Origin of the sequence: Psychromonas sp. MME1 (assembly GCF_041080865.1) — a bacterium.
Taxonomy (GTDB): domain Bacteria; phylum Pseudomonadota; class Gammaproteobacteria; order Enterobacterales; family Psychromonadaceae; genus Psychromonas.
In genome coordinates, this window is the sequence record NZ_CP160906.1 from 2,445,802 (window position 1) to 2,467,110 (window position 21,309).

16 protein-coding genes and 1 pseudogene are annotated in these 21,309 nt (G+C 40.2%); 14 read left to right on the top strand and 3 right to left on the bottom strand.

The window, feature by feature from the left end:
• The first annotated feature begins 257 nt into the window (after window positions 1-257).
• The 4 genes and pseudogenes from AB2N10_RS11200 to AB2N10_RS11215 all read left to right on the top strand — a co-directional run bounded on the left by AB2N10_RS11200 (window position 258) and on the right by AB2N10_RS11215 (window position 6,075).
• Window positions 258-2,768, top strand: a complete 2,511-nt coding sequence (locus tag AB2N10_RS11200) for a circularly permuted type 2 ATP-grasp protein (protein ID WP_369433852.1) — start codon at window positions 258-260, stop codon at window positions 2,766-2,768.
• The gene (locus tag AB2N10_RS11205; RefSeq protein ID WP_369433853.1) at window positions 2,765-3,643 is read left to right on the top strand and encodes a transglutaminase N-terminal domain-containing protein; all 879 of its coding nucleotides are present in this window, start codon (window positions 2,765-2,767) and stop codon (window positions 3,641-3,643) included. The genes AB2N10_RS11200 and AB2N10_RS11205 overlap by 4 nt, the downstream gene beginning before the upstream one ends.
• Window positions 3,644-3,690: 47 nt before the next feature.
• Window positions 3,691-5,144 (top strand): annotated as a pseudogene (locus tag AB2N10_RS11210) (circularly permuted type 2 ATP-grasp protein).
• Between the two features lies 1 nt (window position 5,145).
• The gene (locus tag AB2N10_RS11215; protein WP_369433854.1) at window positions 5,146-6,075 is read left to right on the top strand and encodes an alpha-E domain-containing protein; all 930 of its coding nucleotides are present in this window, start codon (window positions 5,146-5,148) and stop codon (window positions 6,073-6,075) included.
• A 132-nt stretch (window positions 6,076-6,207) separates the two neighbouring features.
• Here the strand turns inward: AB2N10_RS11215 and rpmE are convergent, their stop codons facing one another.
• On the bottom strand, window positions 6,208-6,420 hold the full coding sequence (rpmE, locus tag AB2N10_RS11220; protein WP_354623683.1) for a 50S ribosomal protein L31: 213 nt from the start codon (window positions 6,418-6,420) through the stop codon (window positions 6,208-6,210).
• A 157-nt stretch (window positions 6,421-6,577) separates the two neighbouring features.
• Entirely contained in the window at window positions 6,578-7,936 is a 1,359-nt protein-coding gene (locus AB2N10_RS11225) for a hypothetical protein (protein ID WP_369433855.1), read from the bottom strand.
• 287 nt (window positions 7,937-8,223) lie between these two features.
• Here AB2N10_RS11225 and AB2N10_RS11230 point away from each other — a divergent pair, with 287 nt between their 5' ends.
• From AB2N10_RS11230 to priA, 10 genes are all read left to right on the top strand, one after another.
• A complete protein-coding gene (locus tag AB2N10_RS11230) occupies window positions 8,224-9,489 on the top strand; it encodes a NupC/NupG family nucleoside CNT transporter (protein ID WP_369433856.1) in 1,266 nt (421 codons plus the stop codon).
• Between the two features lie 75 nt (window positions 9,490-9,564).
• Window positions 9,565-10,338, top strand: a complete 774-nt coding sequence (gene deoC, locus AB2N10_RS11235) for a deoxyribose-phosphate aldolase (protein ID WP_369433857.1) — start codon at window positions 9,565-9,567, stop codon at window positions 10,336-10,338.
• The gene (locus AB2N10_RS11240) at window positions 10,338-11,597 is read left to right on the top strand and encodes a phosphopentomutase (RefSeq protein WP_369433858.1); all 1,260 of its coding nucleotides are present in this window, start codon (window positions 10,338-10,340) and stop codon (window positions 11,595-11,597) included. The genes deoC and AB2N10_RS11240 overlap by 1 nt, the downstream gene beginning before the upstream one ends.
• A gap of 30 nt (window positions 11,598-11,627) precedes the next feature.
• On the top strand, window positions 11,628-12,338 hold the full coding sequence (deoD, locus tag AB2N10_RS11245; RefSeq protein WP_354625484.1) for a purine-nucleoside phosphorylase: 711 nt from the start codon (window positions 11,628-11,630) through the stop codon (window positions 12,336-12,338).
• A gap of 115 nt (window positions 12,339-12,453) precedes the next feature.
• Entirely contained in the window at window positions 12,454-13,281 is an 828-nt protein-coding gene (locus tag AB2N10_RS11250; protein ID WP_354625483.1) for an outer membrane protein OmpK, read from the top strand.
• 170 nt (window positions 13,282-13,451) lie between these two features.
• The gene (deoA, locus tag AB2N10_RS11255) at window positions 13,452-14,786 is read left to right on the top strand and encodes a thymidine phosphorylase (protein ID WP_354625493.1); all 1,335 of its coding nucleotides are present in this window, start codon (window positions 13,452-13,454) and stop codon (window positions 14,784-14,786) included.
• Between the two features lie 32 nt (window positions 14,787-14,818).
• Window positions 14,819-15,439: a hypothetical protein gene (locus AB2N10_RS11260; RefSeq protein ID WP_354625482.1), complete on the top strand. Its 621-nt coding sequence runs from the start codon at window positions 14,819-14,821 to the stop codon at window positions 15,437-15,439.
• 13 nt (window positions 15,440-15,452) lie between these two features.
• Window positions 15,453-15,854 carry a cytidine deaminase gene (locus AB2N10_RS11265; RefSeq protein WP_354625481.1) on the top strand — a complete coding sequence of 134 codons (402 nt, stop codon included), beginning with the start codon at window positions 15,453-15,455 and terminating at the stop codon, window positions 15,852-15,854.
• Window positions 15,855-15,891: 37 nt separating this feature from the next.
• Window positions 15,892-16,650 carry a uridine phosphorylase gene (gene udp, locus AB2N10_RS11270; protein ID WP_354625480.1) on the top strand — a complete coding sequence of 253 codons (759 nt, stop codon included), beginning with the start codon at window positions 15,892-15,894 and terminating at the stop codon, window positions 16,648-16,650.
• 123 nt (window positions 16,651-16,773) lie between these two features.
• A complete protein-coding gene (gene priA / locus AB2N10_RS11275) occupies window positions 16,774-19,023 on the top strand; it encodes a primosomal protein N' (RefSeq protein WP_369433859.1) in 2,250 nt (749 codons plus the stop codon).
• 57 nt (window positions 19,024-19,080) lie between these two features.
• Here the strand turns inward: priA and relA are convergent, their stop codons facing one another.
• Complete coding sequence (gene relA, locus AB2N10_RS11280) at window positions 19,081-21,294, bottom strand: GTP diphosphokinase (protein ID WP_369433860.1); 2,214 nt, start codon at window positions 21,292-21,294, stop codon at window positions 19,081-19,083.
• Window positions 21,295-21,309 lie beyond the last annotated feature (15 nt).

Sequence of the window (21,309 nt, forward strand, 5' to 3'; positions counted from 1 at the left end):
GATCAAGCAAGTTGGACACCATCGGCAGTAACGCATCGTTTTAGCAATGCAGGGGTCAGTGAGTTTGTTGTTCCTGAAGAGGAAAGTACTAACCTCGATTACCCAAACACATTAGATCTACGTCGACAACCTTCCTTTAAATAAGCATCAATAGTTGTATCATTCCACTTTTAAATTAATTAAAGTGGGATGATCAATTTTTCCAGATCCAATTTATACAATGACAATTATTTTCTTAAACATGGAGTGCGATCAGCTTGTATATTAAAAATAGTACTATGCCTGAATGGCTATCCTTATACCTCGATAAATCACACAACCATGATGAGTTAGTTAACTACAGTGGCTTGAATCCAGAACATTGGGATACGTTGTTTAATCGATTATCTAACTTAACTGCTGAAGAGGTTAATAGTCGAGCTATCGAAATTAGCCAATTATTGCAAACGGGTAATATCAAATTTGAAAGTAATCAACAATGGCAATTTGATCCATTACCTTTTATGTTATCTAAGGATGATTGGAGTTCGATTGAAGCTGGAATTAAACAACGAACAACGCTATTAAATATCATCCAACAAGATATTTATGGTAAACAACAATTATTGATTGACGGCTCGCTCCCCGCTCAGAAATTATTTCAAGATAAAAATTATCTCAGAGAAGGTTTTAGTCTGCCGAGTAATGAATTAAAGTTATTTTTTACCGCTGTAGATATATACCGTACTCCTTCGGGTCAATTCAAAGTCTTAGCGGATCATTGCCAATGTCCCCTTGGCCTTGGACTGTTACTAAAAAGTCGTATTATTGCTCGTCGAGTGATGGCAGAAGAGTTTGCTGAATGTAATGTACAACAGATTAAAAATTTCTTAAAAACCTTTCAAGAAACGATCAATGAATATACTCATTATATGGATGACCCCCGAGTTGTTATTCTTACCCAAGGCATAGACGATCCCAATTATAATGAACATGCGTTTCTATCTACTTATTTTGGTTATACATTAGTACAAAGTGCTGACTTAACCGTGAGAAATGGAGAAGTATGCTTAAAATCTTTACAGGGTTTGGGGAAAATTAACGTCATTTTACGCTGGCTACCTGACCGATGCATTGACTCCTTAGAGCAAACAGAATATTCATTACATGGCATTCCGGGTCTGTTACAGGCTGTACGAGAAAATACAGTCAAAGTATTGAATCCGTTTGGAAGCGGCATATTATCCTCTCCAGCCGTGCAGTTTAATTTGGAACAGTTATCACAAGCTCTATTACAAACACCATTGTTATTAGGCCAGCCCTCTTATCATGCTATCTCTGATGCTGCATTATTAGATTGGCGGTCTCTAGAGTTAAGAAGTTATCAAGACCCTCTATTTAAATTAGATGGAAAAACTGATATTGAAAAAATAAAATTAGCGATCGATAAACACCCTGAACATTATTATTTTCAAGATAAACCCATTTTCAGTCGAGCACCTTTTTGGAGTAATAACCAACTAATTTCGAAACAGGTGATTTTTCGATGCTATGCAATAAGCACTGAACATGGTGTCGAAGTATTACCCTCTGCTCTCTGTTTCTCTAATGACGGCAGTGATCATCCTGATACATCTGGTTGGATAAAAGATACCTGGATATATACCTCTGGTAAAGGTAGCGTCGTCGAACCTATGCCCCCTACTCCTGTTCGCAAACGAATGGATGTCACCTTATTAGAAGGGGTTATTTCTAGCCGGACGGCCGAACACCTTTTTTGGTTAGGTCGTTATTTAGAGCGATGTGAAAATACCGTGCGTATTTTACGCGTATTCATTGAACGATATACCGAACTATCTATTTACTCAGATATTATACGCCACTCTATTGCAACTCGTTTATATACTGCAATACGATCACAACATATTGTTTATCCTTATATTGAACAGGAAATTGTAATACAGGAATGCTCGCTTGCTGATGCGAAAGAGATGGCTTTTCAACTACTTGCGGATGAACAATGTGCGGGTAGTATTATTAATACTTTAAAATATTTATCTAATGCCGCAGTGCAGGTTCAAGAGTTATTATCTTACGATAGCCGCCGTATTCTTGATGATATTAATGAGCAAATTGATGCATTAAAAATGCTCACTGAAGATAGGTCATCACGCACATTACAAAGTCACGTTGATAAAGTGATCGGCTCTATTATGGCATTTAATGGCTCAATTGCTGATTGCATGCCAAATAGTAACGGTTGGTTCCTCTTAGAAATGGGCCATCGAGTTGAGCGCAGCATACAAATTACATCATTAAGCGCAGCTCTATTGACCGAAGAGCTAGAAGAATCTGCCGAGATTGGTTTATTAGAGTCAGTGTTAACTTCTCAGGTCAGTCTGGTTACACATAAGCGTCGTTATAGAATGCATCAAAGTATAGGAACGGGACTAGAACTATTATTATTAGATGCAGAATACCCGCGATCGCTATTATTTCAATTAGAGCAAATTAGTTTATTATGCCAACATTTACCGACCAAACGTCGTCCAGGTGTCATATCCGCACATGAAAAAGCAATCCTTTTATCCAAAACGACATGTTACGTGACAGAAAGAGATTATTTACAAAAAAGCACCGATGCAAAGCGTTTGCAATTAATAGAATTTAATCACCATATTCGAAGTAACTTAAATACTTTTTGTGATGTACTACTATTACAATATTTTTCCCATACACAAACCGCGACTAAATTGAATTGGACTAATATTGAGCAGGCACAATCGTGAAATATAAAATAAAACATTCTACTACTTATCGTTATGCTGATTTTGTTAGCTTATGCCAGAATCAGGCTCGCTTAACGCCAAAAACAAACCAGTCACAAATCTGCCATAGTAGTTATATTGAGATACTACCGCCAAGCAGTTATTTGCATGAATATACTGATTATTTTAATAACAAAGTCACTGTCTTTGAAATAGCAAAACAGCACCGAGAACTGACCGTGACAATGGTCAGTGAAGTGGAGTTGTTAGAACAACAAAATCCCGATCTCAGTGCAGTTGATATGCCTTGGGAAAAAGTCAAAGCATTATTAACTACACCTAATACAACAACGCTTTTAAAAGTATCCGAATTTGTATTACCTTCCCAATTTACTCCTTTAGAAGCGGGAATTCGAGCTTATGCATTAACCTCTTTCACAGAGGGTAAAAATTTAATTGAAGCCTGTACTGATTTAATGGCACGAATATTTCATGACTTTCAGTATGATCCTGGTTTTACTACGATTAGCACTCCTTTAAGCGTTGTTTTTGCACAAAAAAGGGGCGTTTGCCAAGATTTTGCACACTTTGCGTTAGCTTGTTTGAGAAGCATTGGCTTAGCAGGGAGATATGTCAGTGGATATATTGAGACGCTACCGCCAGAGGGCGAAGTAAAATTAGAAGGCGCCGATGCAACACATGCTTGGTTTGCTGTTTTTGTGCCTAATTATGGTTGGGTTGATTTTGACCCAACTAACAATGCGTTACCGACTAATCAACACATCACTTTAGCAGTAGGAAGAGATTTCTCAGATGTCACACCACTTAAAGGTGTGGTGTTTGGTGGTGGTTCACAATTATTAGATGTAGCGGTCGATATGGTTCGATTGGATTAGTTTTTATGACAATATATAAATATGAGCAATAACAAGGCGGTAAGTGTATGAAAATTGATTGGAAAGGATATCAAACAAATGGTTTTTTTGATGAATTAATCGATTATAAAGGAAATGTGAGACCACACGGAAAGCAGTTAGCTCAATTTTTTTCAAATTTATCAAGTGAAGAATTAAAGAAAGCAAGGGCCGTCGCTGATTTGGCCATTAAAGAAATGGGAATTTCCTTCACTGTTTATAATGAAGGCAGCATGATTGATAGGGCTTGGCCGCTCGATTTAATTCCTCGGACAATTGGGAAAACGGAATGGCAAGGTATCGAAGTTGGTTTAAAACAACGTGTTGAAGCGCTAAACCTCTTTATTGATGATTTATATCACGATCAAAAAATAATTAAAGATGGCGTATTTCCAAAAGGTTTATTAGAGAAATCAGTAAACTTCCGCCCTCAATGTGTAGGCATCAACCCACCTAATAAAATTTGGGCTCATATCTGTGGTTCAGATTTAGTTCGAGATGGTAATGGTACTATGTATGTACTGGAGGATAACTTACGAGTCCCCTCTGGTGTCTCTTATATGCTTGAGAATCGCTCTGTGATGAAGCGTGTTTTCCCCGCGTTATTTGAAAAAGTGTCTATCTTGCCAGTTGACGATTACCCTTCTCAACTATTCGATATGCTCGCCGCAATGTCACCGCGCCCACAAGATAAACCTGAAGTTGTGGTATTAACACCTGGAGTGTTTAACTCCGCTTATTTTGAACACTGTTACCTTGCTCAACAGATGGCTGTGAACTTGTAGAAGGTCGTGACTTAGTCGTTGAAAACGATGATTGTGTTTATATGAGAACCATCACTGGTTTGCAACGTGTCGATGTTATTTATCGTCGTATTGATGATCTTTTCTTAGACCCAGAAGTATTTTTAGCTGACTCTCAGTTAGGTGTTCCTGGATTAATGCGTGCTTGGTCCAGGGGCAATGTTGCACTGGTTAACGCCCCGGGTGCAGGTGTTGCAGATGATAAAGTTGTTTATGCTTATGTACCCGAGATGATTAAGTATTATTTAGGGGAAGAAGCCAAATTAGCAAACGTGCCTACTTTTAAATGTCTTGACCCAAAAGAGTGCGATCACGTTATTAAAAATATCGATAAATTAGTCGTTAAACCAGCTAATGAATCAGGTGGTTATGGATTATTGATCGGTCCAAAATCAAACAAAGAAGAACAAGCGAAAACGATTGCACAAATAAAAGCAGATCCCCGTAACTGGGTTGCTCAACCTACATTAAATTTATCCACGGTTCCAACATTAGAGGGCTCTACACCTAGTGGTCGCCATGTAGATTTAAGACCTTTTATCTTATCATCAGGTAAAGAAACACAAATTACAACGGGAGGTTTAACACGTGTTGCAATGGTAAAAGGTTCGTTGGTGGTGAATTCATCGCAAGGTGGCGGTAGCAAAGATACATGGATAGTAGACGAGGAGGATAAATAATATGTTATCAAGAGTCGGTGAAACTTTATATTGGGTCTCTCGTTATATTGAACGTGCGGAAAATATTGCTCGCTTAATTAACGTGAATAATATGTTAATGATGGACTTACCGAAAGGGGTGAGTACGGGTTGGGAACCGTTAATTGATATTATTGGAGCACGTCAATCTTACTTAGAAAAGCACTCAGATTTTTCTGAAGCTAAAGCGTTACGCTTCCTATTAGTTGGAAAAGATAACTATTCTTCTATTTTAAATTCGATTAGTTGTGCTAGAGAAAGTGCACGTACTATTCGAGATGTCATCCCCAGAGATGTATGGGAAGCGATAAATTCTTTGTATTATTATGTAAAAGATAATCAAAATGATGGTTTAAGCAAGGGAGAAAGATTTACCTACTTAATAACTATCATTAATTCTGCGCACCAAATATTCGGCTCTCTCGATGCATCCATTAATCACGATCTCGGTTATACTTTTATTCGTCTCGGATTAATGATTGAACGTGCAGATATGACCTCGCGCATATTAGATATTCGTTCAGCTACATTGATTACCAGTGAAGAAGCTAAACCCTATGAAAACATTCAATGGATTAGTTTATTACGCTCAATGAGCGCTTATCAAATGTATCGTCAAGCGATGGGCGTACGTGTTCAACGTGCAGATGTTATTGAATTTATATTGCACAGTCATGTTTTCCCGAGATTTATTTTGTATTGTTTAGAACAAGTTAAGTCTTTAGTTACCTCTTTGCCTAACTCTGAGGAAATAATCATACCTATTGATAAAGCCATTAGTGATTTGGCAGCAGATGATGTTGCAACGCTTAAAAAAGGTAACTTGCATGAATACATGGATGAGATTCAGATCACTTTAGCGGGCATCCATAATGATTTAGCTGGACTTTATTTTTTAAAAGTAACTGAATAATCCTTACATTAAAAAGCTCAGATTGGTTGAGTTTTTAATATCATCGATAAATTCACACCATAAAAAGATAAAAAAAAGGTGCCATCGGCACCTTTTAAAACTCGTTTCGAAAAAACAGATAATCGATAAGGATTATTTGCTTTTAAGTGAACCAAAACGACTTTTGAATTTATCAATACGACCACCAGTATCAATAACACGTTGAGTACCAGTGTAGAATGGGTGACATGCACCACAAATATCTAGCGCTAAATCTTTGCCAGCTGTTGAGCCAACTTTAACTACGTTACCGCATGAACAAGTTGCAGTGATTTGCTCATATTCTGGGTGAGTTGCTTTTTTCATTTGGAAAACCTCTATTGGGCCGTGTCGCTGCTCTATTTGCATGAATTATTTCATCCAATAAAGTACCACACGTATTTATCGTTAAATTTCAGGGGCGGATTATATATGAATCAAAAATAAAAGCACAGTATAAAATTGCCTTTTAAGTAAGCAAATATTAACCAACCATAAGTAAATCTAATGCCGCATCTAATAATGATGCAGGTGTATACCTTTGCTTACAAAGCGCCATTCTATTAGCTCGTGATTTCCCCTCTTTTAACTCACAATAGTTAAATATAACTCTATGAATCTCTGATATATTATCAAGTACCGCAAGGCTATTAATCTTATCATTTAGGTGTCGCTGTAGGTAATGATGAAATTCATCCGCTGCATCATTAGCAATGACATGACCATCACTCACCGCCAGCTCATCACCGACAATAGGAGAATAAGCCCCCTCTCCATAGCTAAACCACCTGTCTTTCCACCAGCCCATTTTTTTACCCTGTAGATGTTCATGCTTATCCTGAACAGGTAAAAAATAATAAATACTCGCATGACCTTGCTTAATTTCAGGATAAGAGGCCATCAAAGCAGCTGCACGTAAACTACTCTCATGTTCAATATAATGTGAATATTGCCGGGCTCGAAAGGTAAATGCCGTCAATAACTGAAAGTGAACATAAGCTAAGGTACTAGGGAATAACAAAGAGCATCTACTTAAGGGGTGCAATTCACCAACCAACAGCTTTTCAAAATGCTCTCTTTGCATATTTTGTTGATAACGGCTAGCTAAAATATGAGTGATGCTTTGCTCTTTTGGAGAAGTAATTATGCTATTTCTTTTGCTGCTATAGGTATCTTCGGGTTTTAATTTTTGTTTAGTTAAATTATGACTCTGTAGCAACACGTAGCCACTATCGCTATGGGAAGTAATTAAATAATAAAAGCCTCTTTGATAGGCCAGCTGTAACACACGCCCTTCACTGTGCAAGGAAAGATCATCACCAACAAGCCCCTTATCTTCGAGCATTCTGCTGAAGTTACTGAGAATAATAGCTAATTTATTAAGATAAAAATAAAATAAACGAGCACTTATGCCAAGCTCCTTAATGACTTCATGGCTACTTTTGGCAGATGAAATTGCAGCTATCATTAATTGATATAACGCTCTGTTTTTATCTTGCGGCAAGGTGAAAACAGCATGGCAGTGGTTGCATTTTTTACGTTGTATTCCCGCAGAAGTGAAGCCATGCCGTATAGATTCTTGCCCTCCTCCAATAAAAAAGTTGTGGTTACAAATAGGGCAACCGCCTATTTTTCTGCTTAAATGAAAGTTAATTTTTTCATCTAAAGAACTTGCGACAAGCCAATTATTCACCCAAGGAGGATTACTGCCACAAACCTTACACTCAATGGATAAATAGCCTAAACGGCGACTTCTGTAGATGTAGTCGGGACTCGCTATAACGCCAAAGTTATTACAAGCTACCGTTTTACAGCTATTAAAATCTGTTCTAAATTTAATCAATAACTTGCTCCTAAAACACGCACCGCCACAACAACAGATTATGTTAATCAAAAGGAAATTACTGTAATAAATGAGCTTCTATCGATGCAGGTCACACTTTAGAGGCAAATTAATACATAAACTTCTTGGCGTTGGTCATCAAACAAAAAAATATAAATATTTAATACGCGCTAGACAATGATAATCATACGTTGTTGGCATAACGAAATAGGCAAAAATAGCGAATCCTGTTAATTAGATACGCTAGTTAACAGGCTCAACATCACTACACACAACGGAGTATAATAATGGAAATTGTAATGGGTTTAGTGGGAATTATGTCACTAATTATAATTGCGGTCATATTTTCAAGTAACAGAAAAGCGATAAATCTACGCACTGTCGGTGGTGCATTTTTAATACAAGCCATCATCCCTGCAATCATTATTTTTACAGATTCGGGTGCTGCTGTATTAGGTGGTATATCCGATGGAGTACAAGCTGTTATTAGTAGTGCTGATGCAGGTATCGGTTTCCTTTTCGGCGGACTTGTATCAGGCAAAATGTTTGAGGTCTTTGGTGGTGGCGGATTTGTATTTGCCTTTAGGGTCTTACCGATAATCATCTTCTTCGCATCACTGATGGCTGTACTTTACTATATCGGTGTCATGCAATTTATTATTAAAATTTTTGGTGGCGCACTACAAAAATTACTCGGTACGAGCCGTACCGAATCAATGTCCGCTGCGGCAAATGTCTTTGTTGGACAAACAGAAGCGCCATTGGTGGTTAAACCCTTTATTAAATCGATGACTCGTTCCGAACTATTCGCTGTGATGTCTGGTGGGCTTGCATCTGTTGCTGGTGCGGTATTAGCGGGTTATGCATCATTAGGCGTTAGCCTTGAATACTTAATTGCCGCTTCCTTTATGGCGGCACCCGGTGGTTTGTTAATGGCTAAATTATTAGAGCCAGAAACGGGCACACCAAAAGATCAAATGGATCAATTAAATGTTGAAGAATTAACAGCCGATGCTGAAGCGCAACCTGTCAATATTATTGATGCAGCAGCTTCAGGTGCATCATCAGGATTACATTTAGCAATGAATGTTGGAGGCATGTTGATCGCGTTTATCGCATTAATCGCCTTAATCAATGCGATATTAGGTGCTGTTGGTGGCGCATTTGGTGTTGAAGCACTTACCCTACAACAGATTCTTGGTTACCTGTTTGCGCCGATTGCCTTTTTAATTGGGATCCCATGGTCAGAAGCAATACAAGCAGGCAGCTTATTAGGTCAAAAACTGGTGGTGAACGAGTTTGTTGCTTACATCGACTTTGTCTCAATCAAAGAAAGCTTAAGCGCACATTCACAGGTGATTATTACCGTTGCCCTATGTGGTTTTGCCAACTTATCTTCGATGGCGATTCTTCTTGGCGGTCTCGGCGTATTAGCCCCAAGTCGTCGTCCTGATATTGCACGTTTAGGGTTAAAAGCGGTACTCGCGGGTACATTATCTAACTTCATGAGCGCCTGCCTAGTTGGTATTTTCTATGCGCTAAGCGTCGCCTAATCTATAAACACTCTTCAGTGCTTGCGGCTTATTAATACATTAAGCGGTAAGCACCTTCAAATAAGGATCAAAACAATGAGCGATTTACAAAAAGCATCTATGGAAGGCATTAAATTGATGGATCTAACGACATTAAATGATGACGACACGGACCAAAAGGTAATGCAGTTGTGCGCAGATGCGCAAACTGCTGCCGGTGACACTGCTGCCGTATGTATTTATCCGCGTTTTATCCCAATTGCACGCAAAACATTAGCATTACAAAACACACCGCATATAAAAATAGCAACGGTCACTAATTTTCCTCATGGTAATGATGATTTAGAGATTGCTTTGGCCGAAACGCGCGCTGCAGTTGCCTATGGCGCAGATGAGGTTGATGTTGTATTCCCGTATCGCGCGCTAATGGCTGGCAATAGTGAAATAGGAAAAGCCATTGTTACAGGTTGCCGCGAAATTTGTGGCGATAACGTCACACTAAAAGTGATTATCGAATCCGGTGAATTAAAAACAGCAGAACTCATTAAAAAAGCAAGTGATATTTGCATCGAGTCTGGTGCAGACTTTATCAAAACATCAACGGGTAAAGTCCCCGTCAACGCCACTATTGAAGCAACAGAAATAATGCTAAAAGCAATCAAAGAATCCGGTCGTGACGTCGGCTTCAAAGCCGCGGGTGGTGTTAAAGATGCACAAGCTGCACACGCTTATTTACAACTTGCCCGTTCGATTATGGGTGATGATTGGGTTAACCGCGATCACTTCCGCTTCGGTGCATCAAGTCTACTAATCAACCTCCTCTCTGAATTAAATTTAACCAATAAAAAAGCACAACCAGGAGCATACTAATGAAACGTACCATTATTTTATTACTCGACTCCTTTGGTATCGGCGCTAGCGCCGATGCAGACCAATTTATAGGTTCATTAGCCGATGGTACATCCTTTAACGATGCAGGTGCAAACACCCTCGGGCATATTGCTCAAGAGTGTGCAAAAGGCAACGCGAACATTGGTAGAAAAGGGCCTCTTAATCTACCTAATTTAAATAAATTAGGCATCGGTCGCGCCTGTTTTGATAGCTCATCTTATTTCCCTGAAGGACTAGATAATAGCGTTGAACCGATTGCAGCGTACGGTTTTGCGAAAGAGTTATCAACGGCTAAAGATACCTCAAGTGGACATTGGGAAATTACCGGTACACCGGCCTTATTTGAATGGGGCTATTTTAAAAAGAAAGCGAATAGTTTTCCACAATCGCTACTCGATGAGATAGTAAAAAGAGCAGATTTACCCGGATACTTAGGGAATTGTCACTCCTCTGGTACAACTATTTTAGAAGAGTTGGGTGAAGAGCACCTTAAGACAGGTAAACCTATCTTTTACACCTCCGCAGACAGTGTTTTTCAAATTGCTTGTCATGAAGAGAGTTTTGGCTTAGAGCGACTTTATAAGCTTTGTGAAATCACCCGCGAACTGGTGGATGAATACCATATAGGCCGTGTTATCGCGCGTCCGTTTAGCGGTGATAAAAGTGATAATTTTGCTCGCACAGCCAATCGCCATGACTATTCCGTCACGCCACCAGCCGCAACCCTTTTAGATAAAATGAAGGATGCGGGCGGTTCAGTCGTAAGCATTGGAAAAATCTCAGATATTTTCGCAGCCCAAGGCATTACTAAAGCCGTTAAAGCGAATGGAATAGAAGGCTTATTTGATGCTAGTTTAGAGGCATTAAAAAATGCAAATGATCAAACGATAATCTTCACTAACTTCGTCAACTTTGATGCGGACTTTGGCCATCGTCGCAATACCGCAGGTTATGCCGCTGGCCTTGAATATTTTGACCAACGTTTACCTGAAATGTTGGCGTTAATGGAGGAAGGTGACCTATTAGTACTCACCGCAGATCACGGTTGTGATCCAACTTGGCATGGCACGGATCATACCCGTGAACATATCCCCGTTATTTTTTATGGCAAATCGATTAAAGCGGGCCCCGTTGGGCTACGAGAAACTTTTGCCGATATAGGTCAAACGATCGCCGAATATCATGGTTTACCTAAACTTCAATACGGCACAAACATCCAAGCATCTTTAAATAATTAAATACTGAATAAGTATAACTGGAGAAAAATAATGACTACACCACATATTAATGCCGTAGATGGCGCTTTCGCAGAAACTGTTTTAATGCCAGGCGATCCACTACGCGCAAAATATATCGCAGAAACCTTTCTTGAGAACCCTGTACAGGTCACCGATGTGCGTAACATGCTCGGTTTTACAGGAACCTACAAAGGTAAACGTGTTTCGGTAATGGGAAGTGGTATGGGGATCCCATCCTGCTCAATTTATGCCACAGAGTTAATTCGTGAATATGGCGTAAAAAATATTATCCGAGTTGGTAGCTGTGGGTCAGTGAATAAAGATATCAAAGTATTAGACGTTGTTATCGGCATGGGAGCATGCACCGATTCTAAAGTAAACAGAACCCGTTTTAATAATCATGATTTTGCTGCTATTGCTAGTTACGAACTCCTAGAAAAAGCCGTAAATTCGGCAAAAGCACACGGCATTAAAGCAAAGGTAGGCAACATTTATTCTGCAGATCTTTTCTACACGCCAGAAGACAACATTTTCGATGTGATGGAAAAATATAATATTTTAGGGGTCGAGATGGAAGCCGCTGGTTTATATGGTGTTGCCGCTGAATTTGGCGCGAATGCCCTCTGTATTTGCACTGTTTCTGACCATATTCGTACGGGTGAAAAAACCACCTCTGACGAGCGCCAAACTAGCTTTAATGAGATGATTCTAATTGCACTAGATTCAATTATCGCTGAATAAAAAAGAGACAACACTCGCTAATAGTTGCTATGCAGTGTCACTCATCATTCAACTTATCTAATAAAAATAACAACTTCAGCTAGAAGTTGTGCACATAAGACAACAGGGAATTACTATGAAAAAATCATTATTAGCCTTAACGACCATGGCACTCACCTCAACCGCCTTCGCTGCAGATTATAGCGATGGTGATACCCATAAAAACGATTATAAATGGATGCAAGGCAATTTAATGTATGCCGTTGATGAGCTGCCGGGCAAATCGAGCCATGACTATTTAGAACTTGAGTTTGGTGGTCGAGCAGGGATTTTAGATTATTACGGCTATATCGACGTGTTTAACTTAACGAGCAGCTCTAGCTCAGATAAAAGTGACGACTCGAAAATGTTCATGAAGTTTGCGCCACGTATCTCCTTAGATGGCTTAACGGGTAAAGATCTCTCCTTTGGCCCAGTTCAGGAGCTTTATTTTGCCACTTTATTTAACTGGGGTGGTGGCTGTAGCGGCTCACAAAGTGATGTAGGTTGTGAAGGTGGCCAAGATGTAAACAACTCATTCTGGGGGATTGGCTCAGACATTATGGTGCCATGGTTCGGTAAAGTTGGCTTTAATGTCTATGGACTTTACGATCTCAATGAAAAAAAATGGGATGGCTACCAAGTATCAACAAACTGGTTCAAACCCTTCATGTTCTTTGATAATGGTTCATTTATCGCTTACCAAGGTTACATCGATTATCAGTTCGGTGTGGACGATAAGCCATCTGAACTTAAATCAACAAACGGTGGCGCAATGTTCAATGGTATCTACTGGCATTCAGACCGCTATGCAATTGGCTACGGTCTAAAAGCATATAAAGATGTTTATGCACTGAAAGATGGCGGTTGGGCAGGCGATACAACAGGCTTCGCTCACTATTTTGCATTGACCTACAAGTTCTAAATATAACTAGAACTCACTGCCGTGGTAATGATACTGCGGCATTTCCATGTGCCATTACTTAAATGCTTATAAGCTCTCTGATGCGCTTTTAAGTAATTGCATTAACCCCGTTAATCTTTCATTACGAAGAATAGCCATTGCACAATGGCATCAATAAGGATGGTAAAATGATACTGCTTCCTCAAGAAATTATTCGCAATAAACGCGATGGCAAAGCCTTAAGTAAACAGGAGATAAACTCTTTTATTCAAGGCATCATCAATAATAAGGTTAGTGACAGTCAAATAGCCGCATTTGCGATGGCCATCTATTTTCAAGATATGAACATGGAAGAACGTGTTGCTTTAGTCTCGGCCATGCGTGATTCAGGGCAAGTGCTTAACTGGAAGTCCTTAAACTTAAATGGTCCGATCGTTGACAAACATTCAACGGGTGGGGTCGGTGATGTGACATCATTAATGCTCGGCCCAATGGTTGCGGCATGTGGTGGTTACGTACCGATGATATCTGGTCGAGGATTAGGCCACACGGGTGGTACATTGGATAAACTTGATGCTATTCAAGGCTACCAAACCGAAGTCAGTAGTGATCTTTTTCGTCAAGTCGTTAAAGATGTTGGTGTGGCAATCATTGCCCAGTCTGGCGATTTAGCACCAGCTGATAAAACCTTCTATTCTGTGCGCGATGTAACGGCAACGGTCGAATCTATCCCCTTGATCACCGCCTCTATTTTATCTAAAAAATTAGCAGCAGGACTCGAAGCATTAGTCATGGATGTCAAAGTCGGCAGTGGTGCATTTATGCCCACCTATGAGGCATCCGAAGAGTTAGCTAAAAGTATTGTGGCAGTGGCAAATGGAGCCGGGTGTAAAACCGCCGCCCTACTTACCAACATGAATCAGGTTTTAGCCAGCAGCGCAGGTAATGCCGTTGAAGTGCGCGAAGCAGTGCGATTTTTAACGGGTGAGTATGTCAACCCACGCCTCCATCAAGTAACCATGGCATCTTGTATCGAAATGTTACTCGCCAGTGGCCTAGCAAGTGATGAACAAGAAGCTCGAAATCGTTTACAGACAGTACTCGATAACGGTAGCGCCGCCGAGGTTTTTGGCAAAATGGTTAGTGCATTAGGAGGGGCGACTGACTTTGTTGAAAACTATGATAATTATTTAGCGACACCTGAAATCATTCGTCCAGTCTACGCCACACAAGCGGGATTTGTAAATGCAATGGACACGCGTGCGATTGGTATGACCGTTGTTGCCATGGGTGGAGGAAGACGCATAGCTAGCGATAAACTGGATTATGCGGTGGGTTTCTCAGACTTTGTTTCATTAGGTGATGCTGTCACAAAGGAAACACCATTGGCAATGGTGCATGCTCGCAATGAAACGCAATTTATGGAAGCACAACGAGCCATTCAAAACGCCATTATTTGCACTGATAAGCAACCAGCAAAAGAGCAACAAGTTTATCAATGTATTCGTTTAAACGATATTAAATGATTTTACAAATATAGACGTTATAGGATAAGAAAATGGAATTTAATTGGGTCGAATGGTTTGGTTATTTCGCATCATTAATTGTATTGATCTCGTTGACCATGAGCTCAATTATCAAACTACGTGTACTTAACCTTATTGGTTGTTTGCTGTTTGCTAGCTTCGCATATTTTATTGATTCAGTGCCAACCATGTTTATGAATTTAAGTATCGTTTGTATTAATTTTTATTATTTATACCAAATGTATAGCCACAAAGAAGAGTTTAAAATTATTTCAGCCTCGCTTGATTCTGAATACTTTGACCATTTTATTACTGTAAATAAACAGGAGATTGAAAAAAACACCTCAATTGAAAATCTAAAGAAAGTAGAACAAGCCTTTTACATGCTACGTAATAATAATACAGCGGGCGTATTGGCAGGTAATATTGAACGGGACGGGATTTTTACCATCGTACTTGACTATGTCACACCACAATACCGTGACTTCAAACTTGGTAGCTATTATTTTAAAAAGTACCCAGCTTTTCTTAAAGAGAAAGGGATCAATACATTACAAGCATTTGCTAATAGCAAAGAGCATCATAACTACCTGCAAAAGATGGGATTTTTACCATCAACTCGGAATAACAATATCTATTTAAAACAACTTTAAGGCGAACAATATCATGAACTATTTCAATCAATTACATGAGCTGCTTGATTGTGCATCTGCGCCCTATTCAGGTTTTCACGTAGCTGCAATCGTCGTTACGTATGACAATAAAATATATAAGGGGGTGAATGTCGAATCAGCCGCCTACCCCACCACTAATTGTGCCGAACGTAATGCTTTGCAAACCGCCGTGACTGAAGGCGCTAAAATAGGTGATATTAAAGAGGTACATATCCTCGCACGCAATGCCAAACAGGAGCTGGTTCAAGCTTACCCCTGTGGCTCATGTCGTCAAGTCATTGCAGAGCAGTCAGCGAATAATGGCATAGTTTATTGCTACGCATCTGCAACAGAATTCGCTCAACATAGCATCGCAGAATTATTACCGCACGCCTTCCTCGGTGCGGAAATGTAACTACAATCATAAATAATCTCTTTTGAGGAGTTTGAAAATGTCTGATGTATTTCATTTAGGGTTAACGAAAAGCATGTTAGACGGTGCAACTTTAGCCATTGTACCGGGTGATCCTGAACGCGTTAAAAAAATTGCCGAATTAATGGAAGGGGCCACTTTTTTAGCCTCTCACCGAGAGTATACAAGTTATCTTGCTTATATTGACAAGCGTGCGGTAGTGGTCTGTTCAACGGGTATCGGCGGGCCTTCCACTTCGATCGCCGTCGAAGAGTTAGCTCAATTAGGTGTGACCACCTTTTTACGTATCGGGACAACGGGCTCTATTCAACCCCATGTTAAAGTCGGGGATGTGATCGTCACACAAGCATCGGTTCGCCTTGATGGTGCAAGCTTACACTTTGCACCGATGGAGTTTCCTGCCGTTGCTGATTTTAGCGCAACGACGGCCATGGTCGCTGCCTGCCGTGATGCTGGTGTCGAACCGCATGTTGGTATTACCGCCTCATCGGATACCTTTTACCCAGGTCAAGAACGTTACGACACTGTCTCTGGGCGAGTCACGCGCCGTTTTAAAGGGTCAATGCAAGAGTGGCAAGAGTTAGGTGTGCTTAACTATGAGATGGAATCTGCAACGCTGTTTACCATGTGCGCTTCACAGGGCTGGCGCGCAGCCTGTGTAGCGGGTGTTATCGTCAACAGGACTGAACAAGAGATTCCCAACGAAGCGACGATGAAAAGCACTGAAAGTAATGCAATTTCAATCGTTGTGGCAGCGGCTAAAAAGCTACTTGCCTAATATTGCTAAAAGCAGAGCCATGATCATAAGAAACCTCTGCGGAGGTTTTTTTATTTCTGTCGAAAAAAACAAAACAAGCTACAATAGCCTTTCAATTTATAATCAAGTACGCAACAAAATATTATGAGCGAAGCAATCATTTGCCGTGTTGCACTGGCAATTCCACTACATAAACAGTTCGATTACCTGCTACCGAGTTATCTCATTAGTGCCACAGCACTGGCTGATATAAATAACTTAGTGGGTTGTCGTGTACGTGTTCCTTTTGGTGGAAAACGACAAATGATTGGTGTGATTTACGAAGTCAATCCTGAATGCGACTACGCACTAAATAAGTTAAAAAAAATAACACAATTAATTGACCCAACCCCACTGCTTAATGACTCCCTATGGTCACTATTAAAATGGGCTGCCTACTATTATCAACACCCCTTTGGCGATGTTTTCCAACAGGCCATTCCAACCCCATTGCGAGAGGGTCAAGAAACCTTGTTTAAAGGTTGTGAACATTGGCAACTAAGTGAGACTCCTTTTCAACTTGACCAATTTAATAGCGCTAAAAAACAGCAACAGGTATTGGCATTATTACAAAAAAACAGTTGCCCCATCTCCACAGATCAATTAAAAAGTAAAAATATCAGTCGCACAACACTCAAAGCTTTACAGCAAAAATCCCTTATCGAACCCATTGAATTGCAACCTATTTCTCATTTCAACTGGCAAGAGAATGTTATAGAAAATAGTGAAAAACCACACTTAACAACAGAACAAGCCATTGCAATTACAACGATTAATGAGCAAATAAATTATTTTAACTGTTTTTTGTTAGAGGGGATCACGGGCAGTGGAAAAACAGAAGTTTACCTCAATATAATCAAACCGATCCTACAATCGGGTAAACAAGCATTAGTTATCGTACCTGAAATAGGGCTTACACCCCAAACCATCGAACGCTTTCAGAGTCGTTTTAACGTGCCCGTCTATGTTAAACATTCCGCTTTAAATGCGCGTCAACAATTCGATACATGGCTGCATGCAAGACAGGGGAGTGGTGCAATTATTATTGGTACACGCAGTGCTATTTTCAGTGATTTTAAAGACCTTGGTTTAATCATTATTGATGAAGAGCATGACGCATCCTTCAAACAACAGGATGGTTTCCGCTACCATGCGCGAGATTTTGCCATTAAACGCGCCTTTCAGGAAAATATCCCAATCATACTCGGCTCTGCAACGCCATCGTTAGAGACACTGCATAATGCGCTACAGGGAAAATACCAACACCTTCATTTAACTCATCGCACTGGCAAAGCCAAACCGCCCAGTAGCAGTTTAATTAACCTCGCAGGTTTACCACTGAAGTCAGGATTGTCACCGCAGCTCATTGAGCTGATGAAACTGCACCTAGAAAAAAACAATCAGGTTATTCTATTTTTAAATCGTCGCGGTTTTGCCCCCGTATTAATGTGCCATGAGTGCGGCTGGCTAGTAAAATGTCAACGCTGTGACGCTTTTTATACCTACCATAAATCCGCGAACTATTTACACTGCCACCATTGTAGCGCCACCTTACCAGTCCCGCGGCAGTGTGGACATTGTGGATCAACACAGCTGATCACAACGGGTGTCGGAACAGAGCAGTTAGAGGAAACCTTAAAAACACTTTTCCCCAACTATCCGACGATACGCATTGACCGAGATAATACGCGTAAAAAAGAGAGTTTTAATACCTATATCAAGGATATTAATGAAGGAAAATATAAAATTTTATTAGGTACGCAAATGCTCGCTAAGGGGCACCACTTTGCCGATGTCACCTTAGTTGCGTTAATTGATGTCGATGGTGCACTTTTTAGCAATGATTATCGCGCCAGTGAACGTTTAGCACAATTATTTACACAAGTGGCAGGTCGTGCTGGGCGAGAAAGTAAAAAGGGGCAAGTGTTCTTACAAACCCATCACCCTGAGCATAGTTTATTACAGGATCTTATTAATAATGGTTATCTCGATTTTTCACGCAGTGCGCTGCAGGAACGTAAGCTCGCACATCTACCGCCCACAACTTTTCAAGCATTACTTCGATCTGAATCGAGTAATGCGACCTTAGCTGAAAATTTTTTAGGGTTATGTAAACAGATACTTAATAAGATAGCGACGGACAATCAAAATAGTGAACGACTACTGATATTAGGGCCAATACCCGCGACAATGGAAAGGCGTGCAGATAAATTTCGTTTTCAACTACTACTACAGTGTGAACAACGACAACTGATTACGCAAACGCTACAGCAGGCGCTCACTGCCTTGGATGCCATTCCCGAGGGGCGCAAGTTACGTTGGTCTATCGATGTTGATCCCATTGATTTCACTTAATAAAAATGGTGGTCTATGGACCACCATTGATAACAATCATTGCAATGCCATCGGCTGTTATAAACGCCTTACATCGGAAACTTCTTTTAATGTTTTGAGTTTATTGATAATTTTATCAATACCTTCACTATTATGAATTTCTAAATTAAGATCAACCATCGCCGTTTGCGTTTTAATATTGGTCATACTATTTACGCCCAAAACATTAATCTTTTCATTAGAAAGCAAGGTGGTAATGTCTTTTAATAAACCATTTCGGTCCATCGCTTCAATGCGCAATGTCAACGCGTAACCCGATGAATTAATTTCCCCCCAAGAAGCTTCAATGATACGCTCAGGATGCGCTTCTCGTAGATCAGCTAATTGCTCACAGGATTGGCGATGCACAGAAACGCCCCGCCCCTGAGTAATATAACCAGAAATAGGTTCACCAGGGATAGGTTGGCAACAACGTGCAATGGTGTGCATTAAATTACGCTCACCATCAATAATAACATTATTACCCATTGCTTTAGGCACAAAGCTGCTACGGTTTTTAGTTAATTCTGCTAACGCAGCTTGATCTTGTTCTTCTAATGTTTTTTGATGATGGTAACTATCTAAAAAATTTACCAACTGATTAATGCGTAAATCACCATTGCCGACTCCGGCAAAAATATCATCATCACTACTGACATTAAAACGTTTAATAGCAGGCGAGATATCGGTTAGTTTTAATTTAACTTTACCCAGCTCATTTTCTAGAATTTCGCGTCCGGCGATAATATTCTTATCACGATCCTGTTTTCTAAACCAAGTGGCAACCTTATGCCGCGCACGAGGTGCATTGATGTAGCCTAAATTAGGGTTCAGCCAATCACGACTAGGATTAGCCTCTTTTTGGGTGAGAATTTCAACCTGATCACCGGTTTTTAATTGGTAAGTAAAGGGAACTATATGATTAGAAATTTTTGCACCGATACAGCGGTGACCTATCTGGCTATGAATGTAATAAGCAAAATCGAGCGGTGTTGATCCCGCAGGAAGATCGATCACTTCCCCTTTAGGAGTAAAGACATAAACACGATCATCAAACACTTGGCTACGAATTTCATCAACCAAATCATCGCTATCATTAATATCATCTTGCCATGCTAATATTTTGCGTAACCAAGCGATTTTCTCTTCGTAACCGTTAGCAGCCTTTCCGCCTGCACTGCCCTCTTTATATTTCCAATGCGCAGCGACGCCAAGTTCTGAATTTTCATGCATTTGTTGAGTACGAATTTGTACTTCAACCGCCTTCCCTTCTGGCCCTAAAACAACGGTGTGAATAGACTGATAACCGTTAGGTTTGGGGTTCGCGATATAGTCATCAAATTCACTGGGTATATGGTGCCATTGCGTGTGAATCGCACCTAATGCCGCGTAGCAGTCCTGTAGTTTTTCCACGACGACCCGTACCGCTCGTACATCATAAAGATCTTCAAAGCGCAGATCTTTTTTCTGCATTTTCCGATAAATACTATAGATATGTTTTGGTCTTCCGTAGGCGCTACCGTTGACTTGCATCTCTTGCAGTGATTTTTGAATATTAGCAACAAATTCTTCAATATAGTTCTCGCGCACAATACGTTTTTCATCGAGCTGCTTGGCTATTTTCTTATAGGTATGAGGCTGTAAAAAACTAAAGGCAAGATCCTCTAATTCCCACTTTAATTGACCAATACCCAGCCGATTGGCCAGGGGGGCATAAATAGAGGAAATTTCTTGTGCAACGGAAACTTGGGTCTCTTGATCGGCTTCTTTTAACTGCCGTAAATAACAGATACGTTCGGCAAGCTTAATGACCACGGCACGTACATCATCAACCATCGCCAGCAGCATGTGGCGCAAATTATCAACCTGTGTATCGCTGCTTTTTATGCCGCCTTTATTTTGTAGTGCACGAATACCTTCCATATCCGTAGCGCCTTTAACCAATTTAGCTATGCGCTTAGCCCACAGTTCATCGACCTGTTCTTGGGTTAAAACGTTTTGGTCGAGCAAAGGGAAAATTAATGCAGCATTGAGCGTATCCATGTCCATATTTAATGTTACAAGGATTTCGACCAACTCACTCCCCAATTCAAGAAGAGGCAACTGATTTGCCTCGGCACATAACGCGATGATTTTGTTATAATTATCGAGTAAATTTTTCTGATCCGTTGCGCTTAAACCTAGTGTACTACACCATTTTTGCGGATCTTTCTGCGCAGTTTGATGAAAATGTGCATCTCTAACTGAAACCATTGAATGAAACTCCAA

What these genes read in the sequence shown, in the direction of transcription:
- AB2N10_RS11215 (WP_369433854.1), top strand. Translation starts at nt 5,146, where the DNA reads ATGTTATCAAGAGTCGGTGAAACTTTATATTGGGTCTCTCGTTATATT.
- rpmE (WP_354623683.1), bottom strand. Translation starts at nt 6,420, where the DNA reads ATGAAAAAAGCAACTCACCCAGAATATGAGCAAATCACTGCAACTTGT.
- AB2N10_RS11230 (WP_369433856.1), top strand. Translation starts at nt 8,224, where the DNA reads ATGGAAATTGTAATGGGTTTAGTGGGAATTATGTCACTAATTATAATT.
- deoC (WP_369433857.1), top strand. Translation starts at nt 9,565, where the DNA reads ATGAGCGATTTACAAAAAGCATCTATGGAAGGCATTAAATTGATGGAT.
- AB2N10_RS11240 (WP_369433858.1), top strand. Translation starts at nt 10,338, where the DNA reads ATGAAACGTACCATTATTTTATTACTCGACTCCTTTGGTATCGGCGCT.
- deoD (WP_354625484.1), top strand. Translation starts at nt 11,628, where the DNA reads ATGACTACACCACATATTAATGCCGTAGATGGCGCTTTCGCAGAAACT.
- AB2N10_RS11250 (WP_354625483.1), top strand. Translation starts at nt 12,454, where the DNA reads ATGAAAAAATCATTATTAGCCTTAACGACCATGGCACTCACCTCAACC.
- AB2N10_RS11260 (WP_354625482.1), top strand. Translation starts at nt 14,819, where the DNA reads ATGGAATTTAATTGGGTCGAATGGTTTGGTTATTTCGCATCATTAATT.
- AB2N10_RS11265 (WP_354625481.1), top strand. Translation starts at nt 15,453, where the DNA reads ATGAACTATTTCAATCAATTACATGAGCTGCTTGATTGTGCATCTGCG.
- udp (WP_354625480.1), top strand. Translation starts at nt 15,892, where the DNA reads ATGTCTGATGTATTTCATTTAGGGTTAACGAAAAGCATGTTAGACGGT.
- priA (WP_369433859.1), top strand. Translation starts at nt 16,774, where the DNA reads ATGAGCGAAGCAATCATTTGCCGTGTTGCACTGGCAATTCCACTACAT.
- relA (WP_369433860.1), bottom strand. Translation starts at nt 21,294, where the DNA reads ATGGTTTCAGTTAGAGATGCACATTTTCATCAAACTGCGCAGAAAGAT.